The following is a 12,696-nucleotide window of genomic DNA, read 5'->3' as shown; positions in this document are numbered from 1 at the left end:
CCCAATCAAACCTGAAACCGCTGAACCATGGCGCGCAACGCATTAGCCAGTTGCGACAACGCATGGCTGGACGCGCTGGTCTGGTCCGCACCGGTGGCCGAGCGCACGGACAAATCACGAATGTTCACCAGGTTGCGATCCACCTCGCGAGCCACTTGTGCCTGTTCTTCGGCGGCGCTGGCGATTACCAGATTGCGTTCGTGGATTTCATTGACCGACGTCGTGATGGTTTGTAGCGCCTCGCCCGCCCGCTCCGCCATCGCCAGGGTATTGGCGGCCCGACTGGAACTGGCCTGCATGGAATCCAGTGCCTGGGTAGCACCGCTGCGCATGCCTTGGACCATCTGTTCGATTTCCTGGGTCGATTGCTGCGTGCGATAAGCCAGCGCTCGCACCTCGTCCGCCACCACCGCAAAGCCGCGACCGCTTTCGCCTGCCCTGGCTGCCTCGATGGCGGCATTGAGGGCCAGCAGGTTGGTCTGCTCGGCGATGGCCCGGATCACATCCAGTACCTTGCCAATGTCCTGCGATTGGTTGGCCAGGGATTGCACCAGGCCGCCGGTGACCTGCACGTCGCTGGCGAGCGCACCGATGGCGTCAACGGTGTCGCTGACCCGCTCTTGGCCAAGGGTCGCCGATTCACTGGACTGGCGCGTGGCATCGGACGTGGAAACCGCGTTACGTGCAACTTCTTCCACGGCAGTGGTCATCTCAGTGACGGCAGTGGCGGCCTGTTCGATTTCGTTGTTCTGCTGTTGCAGGCTCTGGCTACTATCAAGGGTGACCGCGTTCAGCTCATCGGCGGCGGTTGCCAGTTGAGTGGCCGAGGCGCTGATACCTTGCAACGTCTCGCGCAGGTTCTGTTGCATGGTCGCCAGCGCCTTGAGCAAGCGGCTCACCTCGTCGTTGCCATGGGCTTCGATCGGCCGGGTCAAATCGCCCCGGGCCACGTTTTCAGCGGCATTCAACGCTTCGCCCAAGGGTTTGACGATACTGCGGGTGAGCAGCATCGCCAGTACAACCGTAGCCAGGGCAGCGAGCACAATGAACAGGCTGACGATCATCCGGGAGGTGGCGTAGTGCTCCTGGGACTTCTGACTTTCGATGGACACCTGTTTGGAGAACAGCAGCGCCAGGTCGTTGAGCTGTTTACCGGAACCGTCCACTACGGTCTTCATGTCTACCAGCAACAGCTTGATCAACTCGTCCCGACGGCCCTGCTCTGCCAGGGTGAAAGACTGAGCGATGCCCGCACGGTAGGCGGCGAAAGTTTGCTTGAACTGGTCATACAACGCCTTGCCTTCAGGTGTGACGACAAGCTTCTCGTAGCTGGCGATCATTTCGCTCAGTTCTTTATCACGAGTATCCATTTGCCCACGGTACACCGGGATGTTTTTCGGATCCTGGTCCAAGGCCATACGCAGGGAAATAGTGCGGATACGCAGCATCCACTCGCGGATCTCATCCCCGCCGCGAATGCTGGGGAGCCATCGGGTCTCCACCGCGACTTCGCTGTCGCGGATACTCGACATTTGCCCCAGCGCAAACACGCCGAGCAACGCCACCAGCACGGCGATCAAGGCGAAACCCAGTGCGGCACGAGGGGCGATATTCAGCTGACGAAGAAACATAACGAGGTGCCTTTTTTATTGTTGGCCTGAAGTAGGGCGGACGTCCGTGCCCCTGTCGGCGGGTTATCGGCTAGTTGTACGATGACTTGAACCAAGTCACTTTTTCGCAGGCAAAAAAAATCCCCGTATCTTTCGATACGAGGATTTTTAATATGGTCGGGGTAAGGGGATTCGAACTCCTGACATCCTGCTCCCAAAGCAGGCGCGCTACCGGACTGCGCTATACCCCGGTAAAAAAAAGGCGACCTTCGCAAGTCGCCTTCCTCGATCAGCGCTTTTGGCCTCTGATCTTAAGATTCGATTCCAGCGAACTGGTTTCAAAAATGGTGGGTCGTGTGGGATTCGAACCTACGACCAATTGGTTAAAAGCCAACTGCTCTACCAACTGAGCTAACGACCCAAAAATGGTCGGGGTAAGGGGATTCGAACTCCTGACATCCTGCTCCCAAAGCAGGCGCGCTACCGGACTGCGCTATACCCCGATTGAAATGGCTCCGTGACCAGGACTCGAACCTGGGACCCAATGATTAACAGTCATTTGCTCTACCGACTGAGCTATCACGGAACTGATATTTCAAGTTACTACTTTAAGCTGCTACGTTGAAGCCAGCTTCAACCTCTTCTACCCTAGCGCATCGCTGCGTTCGTGTGTCTGAGGCGCGCTATTCTACAATCTTAAAAACCTCTGTCAACCCCTTAAATTGCTTTCAAGACAATGATTTGCAACTTATTTTGGGTTCCTTCTCACAGAGAAGTGGCCCTCGGGGGTGACGTACTGCGGGGCGCACTTTACAAGCCTTTTCCTTTGAGTTCAACGGCCTGATGAAAAAAATGGCGCTTGGAAGCAAACACCCATAAATCAGGAAAAGATCGACGGTCGTGGCGAGGGAGCTTGCTCCCGCTGGGTCGCGTGACAGCCCTCAAAAAACGAGGAGTGCTTCGCCCTCCAGCGGGAGCAAGCTCCCTCACCACAAAAGACCAGACAATCGCCTCAGTTGAAAACGATTTCGTCGTTCTCCACGGTGCCTGTGACGGTTTCGCCTGGCATGAAGCGACCAGAGAGGATCAACTGTGCCAGCGGGTTCTCGATCCAGCGCTGGATCGCCCGTTTCAGCGGCCGCGCGCCATAGACCGGGTCGTAACCTACCGCGATCAGCTTATCCAGCGCCTCGTCACTCAATTGCAGCTTCAGCTCGCGCTCGGTGAGACGACTGCGCAGGCGACCAAGCTGGATCTCGGTGATGCCAGCGATCTGATCACGGGCCAGCGGCTCGAAGATCACCACTTCGTCCACCCGGTTGATGAACTCCGGCCGGAAGTGGGTGGAGATCGCGTCCATCACAGCGGCGCGTTGCGCCTCGCGATCACCGACCAATTCCTGGATCTGCGCCGAGCCCAGGTTGGAGGTCATCACGATCACGGTATTGCGAAAGTCCACCGTGCGTCCGTGGCTGTCGGTCAGACGACCATCCTCCAGCACTTGCAGCAGGATGTTGAACACATCCGGGTGGGCCTTCTCGACTTCATCGAGCAGGATCACCGAGTACGGCTTGCGTCGCACAGCCTCGGTCAGGTAACCGCCCTCTTCGTAGCCGACATAGCCCGGTGGTGCGCCGATCAGCCGCGCCACGGAATGTTTCTCCATGAACTCCGACATGTCGATACGCACCATGGCCTCTTCGGTGTCGAAGAGAAACTCGGCCAGAGCCTTGCACAGCTCGGTTTTACCGACACCGGTCGGGCCGAGGAACATGAACGAGCCACTCGGCCGGTTAGGATCCGACAGCCCGGCTCGAGACCGGCGCACGGCGTTGGACACTGCCACCACCGCCTCTTCCTGACCAATCACGCGCTGGTGCAGCAGGCTTTCCATCTTCAGCAGTTTGTCACGCTCGCCTTCGAGCATCTTCGACACCGGAATGCCGGTCCACTTGGACACCACTTCGGCAATTTCTTCTTCGGTGACCTTGCTGCGCAGCAACTGGTTTTCGCTCTTGCCGTGCTGGTCGACCATTTGCAGGCTGCGCTCCAGATCCGGGATCACCCCATACTGCAGCTCGGCCATGCGGTTGAGGTCGCCTTTACGGCGGGCCGCTTCCAGTTCCTGACGGGACTGTTCGATCTTTTGCTGGATCTGCGCCGAGCCCTGGACTTCGGCCTTCTCCGAATTCCAGATTTCCTCGAGATCGGAATATTCGCGCTCATGGCGAACGATCTCTTCCTGCAACCTTTCCAGGCGTTTCTTTGCCGCTTCGTCGCTTTCTTTTTTCAAGGCCTGGGATTCGACCTTGAGTTGAATCAGGCGCCGCTCCAGCCGATCCAGCACTTCCGGCTTGGAGTCGATTTCCATGCGAATGCGGCTGGCGGCTTCGTCGATCAGATCGATGGCCTTGTCCGGCAACTGTCGATCCGTGATGTAGCGGTGGCTGAGCTTGGCCGCCGCGATGATCGCGCCATCGGTAATCGCCACCTTGTGGTGAACTTCATAGCGTTCTTTAAGGCCGCGCAGGATGGCGATGGTGTCTTCTTCACTCGGCTCCTCCACCAGCACTTTCTGGAAACGCCGCTCAAGCGCCGCGTCCTTCTCTATGTATTGGCGGTACTCGTTGAGTGTTGTCGCGCCGACGCAGTGCAACTCGCCACGGGCCAGCGCAGGCTTGAGCATGTTGCCGGCGTCCATCGAACCTTCGCCCTTGCCCGCGCCGACCATGGTGTGCAATTCGTCGATGAACAGAATGATCTGCCCTTCCTGCTTGGACAATTCATTGAGCAAGGCTTTGAGCCGCTCTTCGAACTCGCCACGGTACTTGGCACCGGCGATCAGCGAACCCATGTCCAGGGACAACAGTCGCTTGCCCTTGAGGCCATCCGGCACTTCGCCATTGATGATGCGCTGGGCCAGGCCTTCGGCGATGGCGGTTTTACCCACGCCAGGCTCACCAATCAGCACCGGGTTGTTCTTGGTGCGGCGTTGCAGCACCTGGATTGTGCGGCGGATTTCGTCGTCACGGCCGATCACCGGGTCAAGTTTGCCTTCCTCGGCACGCTTGGTCAGGTCGACAGTGTATTTGTCCAGCGCCTGACGGGACTCCTCGTGGTTGGCGTCGTTGACCGCTTCGCCGCCACGCAGGTTGTTGATGGCATTCTCCAAGGCTTTCTTGCTCACGCCCTGGCCGAGCAACAGCTTGCCCAGCTTGCTGTTCTCATCCATGGCGGCGAGCAGCACCAGCTCACTGGAGATGAACTGATCACCCTTTTGCTGGGCCAGGCGGTCGGCCTGGTTGAGCAGTCGCGCCAGATCCTGGGACATGTTCACGTCCCCTGTCGGATTCTGGATCTTGGGTAGCTGGTCGAGTTCTTTGGCCAGCTCTTTACGCAGGCTGCTCACGTCAAAGCCCACCTGCATCAGCAGTGGCTTGATGGAGCCGCCCTGCTGCTCGAGCATGGCTTGCATCAGATGCGCCGGCTCGATGCCGGGATGGTCCAGGCCGACGGCCAACGACTGGGCATCGGACAGGGCCAATTGCAACTTACTGGTTAAACGGTCAATACGCATGGGTCACCTTCCTTTTGAGCAGGCCGGACCTGAAAAACATCCTGAATGAAGAAACCTGCCAGATACCGCTATAGATGTGGACGATTCTGGAAGATTCAAGCAGTGCGCTATTGATACAGATCAGAGAAGTCTAGCGCTCGAGCCAGATCAGGGAGGCGAAGCGACCGGTACGCGGGTTGCGCCGGTAGGAAAAGAACCGTGGGTCGGTCACCGTGCATTGGCCGCCCCCATAGACCGCCGTAACACCGCGCGCCGCCAGCCGCAGACGAGCCAGGGCATAGATGTCGGCCAGCAATTTGCCGGTGTTGTGGCTCGGGACGAAGGCTTGCGCCGCCTGTGGCAACTGCGCGACGAAGGCTTCCCGCACCTCGGGCCCGACTTCGAAGGCTTGCGGACCGATAGCCGGGCCGAGCCAGGCGAGGATTTCATCGGCGGGCACTTCCAGACTGTCCAGCGTAGCTTCCAGCACGCCGTTCGCCAGCCCGCGCCAACCGGCATGGGCTGCTGCGACGCGGGTGCCGGCACGGTTGCAGAACAGCACCGGCAGGCAGTCCGCCGTCATCGCCGTGCAGGCGATACCCGGTGTGGCACTCCAGCTGGCATCGGCGGTGGCCACCTGAGCCGGATCAGCCTCGACCACGGTAATACCGTGGACCTGCTGCAACCAGGCCGGACGGATGGCCAATCGATCAGTGAGGCGACGACGGTTCTCAGCGACGGCCGCAGGCTCATCGCCCACATGGTCGCCCAGGTTGAGGCTGTCGAACGGCGCCAGACTGACGCCGCCGGTACGGGTGGTGACGCAGGCCTTTACCCAGGCCGGCGCGGGCCAGTCGGGTATCAGCCAGTCACTCATCCGATGAACGCCTCGCGGTCTTGCTTGAGCAACGTCAGCAGCCAGACAAAATCATCCGGCAGCGGCGATTCCCAGCTCATGCGCTTGCCGGTAGTCGGATGATCCAGTTCCAGGAAACGCGCATGCAGCGCCTGACGCGGGAAACTCTTCAGCGATTCGACCATGGTCTGGCTGGCAGCCGGTGGAATGCGGAAGCGACCGCCATAAGCCGGGTCGCCCACCAACGGGAAGTTGATGTGGGCCATGTGCACGCGGATCTGGTGGGTACGGCCGGTTTCCAGCTTGACCCGCACGTGCGTGTGGGAACGGAAACGCTCCAGCACGCGATAGTGGCTGACCGCCTGCTTGCCGCCTTCCATCACGGCCATACGCTGGCGCTGCTGGCCGTGACGGCCAATGGGGGCGTTGATCTTGCCACCGGCGGTGACCACACCGATCACGATGCACTCATAAATGCGGCTGACGCTGCGGCTTTGCAGCTGTGTGACCAGTTGTGTCTGCGCCTGAATGGTCTTGGCCACCACCATCAGACCGGTGGTGTCCTTGTCCAGGCGGTGCACGATACCGGCACGGGGCACGTTGACGATGTCCGGCACGTGGTGCAGCAAGGCGTTGAGCAGGGTGCCATCGGCATGACCGGCGGCCGGATGCACCACCAGGCCCGCAGGCTTGTTGATCACCAGGATGTCGTCGTCTTCATAGACGATGTCCAGGGCAATGTCCTGGGCGACCCATTCTCCCTGGGCCTCCTGTTCGGCAGTCAGTTCGAGGATAGCGCCGCCATGGACGATGTCGCGCGGGCGGATCACCGCCCCATCCACAGTCAGGCGGCCGTCCTTGATCCAGGCGGAAAGGCGCGAGCGCGAGTGCTCGGCGAAGAGTTGTGCGGCGACTTGATCGAGGCGTTGGCCGCCCAATTCGGACGGCACCTCTGCGCGAAGTTCTATTTTATCGGACATGCTCGGACTAGGCGTCGGCACAGCCTTTGGTTTCGGCTGCGCGCTTGTGGTTAAATACGGCGTCTTTTGCCCCGAGGCTTCTCAACGGGGCGCTCATCATAACAGGACGGCCCCGCCCAAGACAGCGGCCGTCATAGGGACGCAAGCCGCCATGCAAGTGAAACACCTGCTGCTGATCGCCATCCTCGCATTGACTGCTGCTTGCTCGTCGAAGGAAGTCGTAGACGAAAACCTGAGCGAAGTCGAACTGTACCAACAGGCGCAGACCGACCTGGACAACAACAGCTATACCAGCGCCACGGCCAAGCTCAAGGCCCTGGAGTCGCGGTATCCGTTTGGTCGCTATGCCGATCAGGCCCAGCTGGAGCTGATCTACGCCAACTACAAGAACGCCGAGCCGGAAGCTGCGAAATCTGCCGCCGAGCGCTTCATTCGTCTGCACCCGCAGCACCCGAACGTCGATTACGCTTACTACCTCAAGGGCCTGACTTCCTTCGACCAGGATGTCGGCCTGCTGGCGCGCTTCCTGCCGCTGGACATGACCAAGCGGGACCCGGGCGCCGCGCGCGACTCCTACAACGAGTTCGCCCAGCTGACCAGCCGCTTCCCCAACAGCCGTTATTCGCCGGACGCCAAGCAGCGCATGATCTACCTGCGCAACCTGCTGGCGGCCTACGAAATCCACGTAGCTGACTACTACCTGACCCGTCAGGCCTACGTCGCCGCTGCCAACCGTGGCCGCTACGTGGTGGAAAACTTCCAGGAAACCCCATCGGTGGGCGACGGCCTGGCGGTGATGACCGAGGCTTACCAGCGCCTGCACCTGGACGATCTGGCGGCCACCAGCCTGGAAACCCTCAAGCTGAACTACCCGGATCACCCGTCCCTGGAGGATGGTCAGTTCACCCCGCGTGTTGCCGAAGCCGACAACCGTTCGTGGCTGAGCAAGGCGACCCTGGGCCTGATCGAATCCCGTCCTCCCCTGCCGCCGGGCGAAACCCGCGCCAACCAGGACGTGCAGCGTCAGTTCCAGGATGCCAAGGAAGCCATTCCCAACGAGCTCAAGCCCAAGGACGCCGATGGCGACGTGATCGAGGAAGAAGAGCCCGAGAACGAATCCAGCGATCGCTCCTGGTTCAGCTACATGACCTTTGGTCTGTTCGACTGAGGCCAGGCACCCGTAAAAAGGGAGACCCGCGGGTCTCCCTTTTTTGTGCCTGGATTTTATAGCGCTGTGCGCCGTTCCTGTCCTTGGCTAAACTGCCTGATCATTAGCCAAAAAGCCGCCCATCATGCTTCGTTTACTGTTCTGGATCGCCCTGATTGCCGCCGCGATATGGTTGTGGCGCAAGTTCAAGGGGACCTCTGCCGCGCCGAATTCCCCTCGGGAACAGGACGCACCGCCCATGGTCCGTTGCGCCCATTGCGGCGTGCACCTGCCGCGAGATAGGGCTCTGACCCTCGAACAACAGTGGTATTGCAGCCAGGCTCACCTCGAGCAAGGCCCGGGCACTCGTGACCGCTGAGCAAGCCTCAAGTCCTCGCGTCAAACAGGCGCAGCGCCTGCTGCGTCTCTATCACCTGTACCGTCTAAGCATCGGCATCACCTTGGTGCTGCTGATCTCCAGCAACATGGACAACCGCTTGCTGGAGTTCGCCAACAACGATTTGCTGCGCAGCGGCAGTTGGTTGTACCTGGTGCTGAATATCCTGCTGGTGGTATTTCTTGAAAATACCCGCCGCCCAACCCGGCTGTTCGGCCTGGCTCTGACCGACGTGCTGTTGTTGTCGTGGCTATTCTACGCGGCCGGCGGCGCCCCCAGCGCCATCGGTAACCTGCTCATCGTCTCGGTGGCCATCGGCAATACGCTGTTGCGAGGCCGAATTGGCCTGTTGATTGCCGCTGTCGCCACGCTGGGCATCGTCGGATCAAGCTTCTTCCTCGACCTCAGCGATTCGAGCCGTCCCAGCAGTTATCTGCAGGCCGGCACCCTGGGAGCCTTGTGTTTTGCCGCCGCGCTGCTGGTGCAAGGCCTGACCCGACGCCTGGAAGCCAGTGAAATCCTGGCCGAACAACGGGCCAGCGAAGTGGTTGGCCTGGAGGCGCTCAACGCACTCATCCTGCAACGCATGCGCACCGGCATCCTGGTGCTCGATCGCCAGCGCCGGGTGCAATTGGCCAATGAAAGCGCGTTGAATCTGTTGGGCATGCACGATCTGGTCGGCCAGCGGCTCGACGATTGCTCTGGCGCCCTGGTGGAGCGCCTGCAACTGTGGTTGAACAACCCCAGCCTGCGCCCGCAAAGCCTGACGATTAACGGCACCGGCCTTACCTTGCAACCGAGTTTCATTGCCCTGGGACATCACGATCAGCATCAGATCCTGGTCTTCCTCGAAGACTTGGCCCAAGTGGCCCAGCACGCCCAGCAGCTGAAACTCGCCTCCCTGGGGCGCCTCACCGCCGGTATCGCCCATGAAATCCGCAATCCGTTGGGGGCAATCAGCCATGCGGCGCAATTGCTGCGCGAGTCCGAGGAACTGAACGACGCAGATCGGCGTCTGACGCAGATCATCCAGGATCACTCCCAACGAATGAACCGCGTCATTGAAAACGTCCTGCAACTGTCTCGTCGCCAGCAAACCACGCCGCAACGCCTGGATCTACGGATCTGGCTCGACCAGTTCGTCCGACAAGCTCGGGAAAACGCGGCTGGGCATCAGCACTTGCACCTGAGCATCGACCCGGGCGACTACATCACGCTGATGGACCCCGATCAGTTGACCCAGGTGCTCGACAACCTGCTGCGCAACGCCTGGCGTCACAGCGCGATGGCCCATGAAGAGGCCGAGGTCTGGCTCAAGCTGTTCATCGATCCCCACAGCCAGCTGTCCACGCTGGACATTATCGACAACGGCCCCGGCGTGATGCCGGACCAGCAAGCGCATTTGTTCGAACCCTTTTTCACTACCAGCAGCCAGGGCACCGGCCTTGGGCTCTATCTGTCCCGTGAGCTGTGCGAAAGCAACCAGGCCCGCCTAGACTTCAAACCACGCCAAGGCGGCGGCTGCTTTCGCATCACTTTTGCTCACGGACGGAAACAGATTTGACTACACGCTCACGGCAACGAATCCTGATCGTCGATGACGAACCGGACATCCGCGAACTCCTGGACATTACTCTGGGCCGGATGAAACTCGACACCCGCAGCGCCGAGAACCTTGCCCAGGCCCAAGCCCTGCTGGCTGAAGACACCTTTGACCTGTGCCTGACCGACATGCGCCTGCCCGACGGCACTGGCCTGGAATTGGTGCAACATATCCAGCAACGCTACCCGCAACTGCCCGTGGCAATGATCACCGCCTACGGGAGCCTGGAAACCGCCATCGACGCCCTCAAGGCCGGCGCCTTCGACTTTCTGACCAAACCGGTCGACCTGGGTCGGCTGCGCGAGCTGGTCACCAGCGCGTTACGCCTACCGTCGGTCGCCATCCCGGCGGCGTCCATCGAGCGCTGTCTGCTGGGCGACTCCCCGCCGATGCACAACGTCCGCAAACAGATCGAAAAACTCGCTCGCAGTCAGGCGCCGGTCTACATCAGTGGGGAATCGGGTTGTGGCAAAGAGCTGGTCGCCCGATTGATCCATGAGCAAGGCCCGCGTTCCGCCCAGCGTTTTGTGCCGGTCAACTGTGGGGCGATTCCCACGGAGCTGATGGAAAGCGAGTTTTTCGGCCATCGAAAAGGCAGCTTCAGCGGCGCCATCGAAGACAAACCCGGACTGTTCCAGGCCGCCCACGGCGGGACCTTGTTCCTTGACGAAGTGGCCGACCTGCCCCTGGCGATGCAAGTCAAATTGCTGCGAGCCATCCAGGAAAAGGCCGTGCGGGCCGTTGGCGGACAGCAGGAAGAAGTGGTTGATGTACGAATTCTTTGCGCCACCCACAAGGACCTGGACGCCGAAGTCAGCGCCGGGCGCTTTCGCCAGGACCTGTACTATCGACTCAACGTCATCGAACTGCGCGTCCCGCCGCTGCGCGAACGCCGCGAGGATATCGAACCACTCGCCAATCACACCCTCCAGCGTCTGGCCGCCAACACCGGCAGCCCGGCGGTCAAGCTCCATCCGCAAGCTCTGGACGCCCTTCGAAACTACCGCTTCCCGGGCAATGTTCGGGAACTGGAAAACATGCTCGAACGCGCCTACACCCTTTGCGAGCACCAGTTGATCGAAGCCCATGACCTGCGTTTGGCCGAGGGCACTAGCACCACCGACGCCGGCAGCCCCGACCTGATGCGGGTCGATAACCTGGAAGACTATCTGGAGGACGTCGAACGCAAACTCATCCTCCAGGCTTTGGAGGAAACCCGCTGGAACCGCACGGCGGCGGCGCAGCGGTTGAAGTTGTCGTTTCGGTCGATGCGGTATCGCTTGAAGAAGTTGGGGTTGGATTGAGCCCCGGCTTTCAAGCCCACGCTGCCCCGTGGCGAGGGAGCTTGCTCCCGCTGGGCTGCCGTAGGAGCTGTCGAGTGCAACGAGGCTGCGATCTTTCCCCAAACGCTTGAGTCTCAAGCGAAAGATCAAAAACTCGTCCGAACGCGGCCCGAGCCTTCGGCAGCGCCTACTGCAGCCCAGCGGGAGCAAGCTCCCTCGCCACAGGTTCTGTGTTCGCCTTGGCTGCTTTTCTAGCCCTTCGCCACGGGGACCTGCTCGTCCAGCACGCGATTGGCCAATAACTCACTCAGCTCGATCAGTTGTTGCACTCCCAATGCAACATGCCGTCGCGAGCCTTCGAGTTCGAAGGCCAGGTCGCTGACGGTTGCGTTGGCTGAGGCCAGGGTTTCGCTGAGGTTGGCGAGCAGGCATTCGGTGTCGATGCCTTCCACGACGGTGAATAGCTGGTTTGAGGGTGGTTTCTTTTTGGCTTCGGGCTTTGGGGCTAGGTAATAGTCGAGGGCGCGCTGGGCGGCTTCGTCGAGCTTTTTGGAGTTAAGGCTGGCGTTGGGAGAAGCGTTATTGGTTTCTGAAGGTGATGGAGGTTTGTTACACATTGCGGTACTCCAAAGGGGGAATGGATTACCAAGTTTTCGGGCCGCGACGCCCGGACGCTGAATTGGCAGCGACGGGAAAAAGGTTAGCCAGAGTTCTTCCCACCCGGCAACCGCCGGAACTCGTCGGAAAATTCGGCTCGAATTAGGGGCTTTGTCCGACCCTTCCCACAAATTCTGGTTGGCTGTCAGGCTGCCTCCGTGAGTGTGTATATCCGTTTCTGCGGTAACGGCCACTTATGGTTCCGCTCTTACAGCGGGTCACTTTCGAAAAGCCGGAAGCCGGCCCAGGCGAAAGTAACCAAAGCGCTTCTGCCCCACCACTCGGCACCTCGCTTAGGCTCGGTGTGCCCTCACTCCGGCATTGCTCCGTGGGCCCGCCGCGAAGGGCCATCCATGGCCCAGCGCGGCTACCTCGGCATCCATGCCGAGGTACCCACTGCGCAATACCTGCGTTCGGCCAGTGTGGTTAACGGGGCGCCGAGATCAACGTCCTCCGCGAGGCGGCCTGACAGCCGGCCTGGTTTTGTGCGGACGCGTTTCTCCTGTGGGAGCGAGCCTGCTCGCGATAGCGGTACCTCGGTCACATCGAGGATGGATGGGCTCCCACACGGGGATAGGGATACGACCGGGAGAAACAGGTCGGCTAT

At 60.5% G+C, this 12,696-nt stretch carries 9 protein-coding genes, 4 tRNA genes and 1 pseudogene; 4 read left to right on the top strand and 10 right to left on the bottom strand.

Translation table 11 applies throughout. The annotated features are described in order from the left end of the window. Positions 1-5: 5 nt before the first annotated feature. From BMY45_RS28725 to rluD, 9 genes and pseudogenes are all read right to left on the bottom strand, one after another. A complete protein-coding gene (locus BMY45_RS28725) occupies positions 6-869 on the bottom strand; it encodes a methyl-accepting chemotaxis protein (RefSeq protein WP_371913976.1) in 864 nt (287 codons plus the stop codon). Beyond that, a pseudogene (locus BMY45_RS28720) lies at positions 861-1,631 on the bottom strand (MCP four helix bundle domain-containing protein); the annotation flags it as partial. The gene BMY45_RS28725 and the pseudogene BMY45_RS28720, both read right to left, overlap by 9 nt. A gap of 153 nt (positions 1,632-1,784) precedes the next feature. Further along, a tRNA-Pro gene (locus tag BMY45_RS25580) sits at positions 1,785-1,861 on the bottom strand. 94 nt (positions 1,862-1,955) lie between these two features. Beyond that, positions 1,956-2,031: transfer RNA gene (locus BMY45_RS25575), tRNA-Lys, on the bottom strand. 5 nt (positions 2,032-2,036) lie between these two features. Beyond that, positions 2,037-2,113 (bottom strand) — tRNA-Pro (locus BMY45_RS25570). A 7-nt stretch (positions 2,114-2,120) separates the two neighbouring features. Next, positions 2,121-2,196, bottom strand: a tRNA-Asn gene (locus BMY45_RS25565). A gap of 426 nt (positions 2,197-2,622) precedes the next feature. Further along, complete coding sequence (clpB, locus tag BMY45_RS25560) at positions 2,623-5,187, bottom strand: ATP-dependent chaperone ClpB (protein WP_047229871.1); 2,565 nt, start codon at positions 5,185-5,187, stop codon at positions 2,623-2,625. Positions 5,188-5,317: 130 nt separating this feature from the next. Beyond that, positions 5,318-6,043 carry a peptidoglycan editing factor PgeF gene (pgeF, locus tag BMY45_RS25555; protein ID WP_092402989.1) on the bottom strand — a complete coding sequence of 242 codons (726 nt, stop codon included), beginning with the start codon at positions 6,041-6,043 and terminating at the stop codon, positions 5,318-5,320. After that, a complete protein-coding gene (gene rluD / locus BMY45_RS25550; protein WP_092402987.1) occupies positions 6,040-7,002 on the bottom strand; it encodes a 23S rRNA pseudouridine(1911/1915/1917) synthase RluD in 963 nt (320 codons plus the stop codon). Before rluD ends, pgeF begins: the two co-directional genes overlap by 4 nt. A gap of 151 nt (positions 7,003-7,153) precedes the next feature. Between rluD and BMY45_RS25545 the strand changes: the two genes are divergently transcribed. The 4 genes from BMY45_RS25545 (at position 7,154) to BMY45_RS25530 (ending at position 11,453) form a co-directional block, all read left to right on the top strand. Next, a complete protein-coding gene (locus BMY45_RS25545) occupies positions 7,154-8,170 on the top strand; it encodes an outer membrane protein assembly factor BamD (protein ID WP_092402985.1) in 1,017 nt (338 codons plus the stop codon). Between the two features lie 124 nt (positions 8,171-8,294). After that, a complete protein-coding gene (locus BMY45_RS25540) occupies positions 8,295-8,528 on the top strand; it encodes a PP0621 family protein (RefSeq protein WP_092402983.1) in 234 nt (77 codons plus the stop codon). After that, positions 8,518-10,110 (top strand): two-component system sensor histidine kinase NtrB, encoded by a 1,593-nt coding sequence (locus BMY45_RS25535; RefSeq protein ID WP_092402981.1) that lies wholly within the window; start codon positions 8,518-8,520, stop codon positions 10,108-10,110. Before BMY45_RS25540 ends, BMY45_RS25535 begins: the two co-directional genes overlap by 11 nt. After that, entirely contained in the window at positions 10,107-11,453 is a 1,347-nt protein-coding gene (locus BMY45_RS25530) for a sigma-54-dependent transcriptional regulator (RefSeq protein ID WP_092402979.1), read from the top strand. Before BMY45_RS25535 ends, BMY45_RS25530 begins: the two co-directional genes overlap by 4 nt. Positions 11,454-11,683: 230 nt before the next feature. Here the strand turns inward: BMY45_RS25530 and BMY45_RS25525 are convergent, their stop codons facing one another. After that, entirely contained in the window at positions 11,684-12,049 is a 366-nt protein-coding gene (locus tag BMY45_RS25525) for a DUF6124 family protein (protein WP_092402977.1), read from the bottom strand. Between the last annotated feature and the right edge of the window lie 647 nt (positions 12,050-12,696).

This window comes from Pseudomonas sp. NFACC39-1 (assembly GCF_900110355.1).
GTDB lineage: Bacteria > Pseudomonadota > Gammaproteobacteria > Pseudomonadales > Pseudomonadaceae > Aquipseudomonas > Aquipseudomonas tehranensis.
This window is presented reverse-complemented; position numbering and strand designations above follow the sequence as displayed.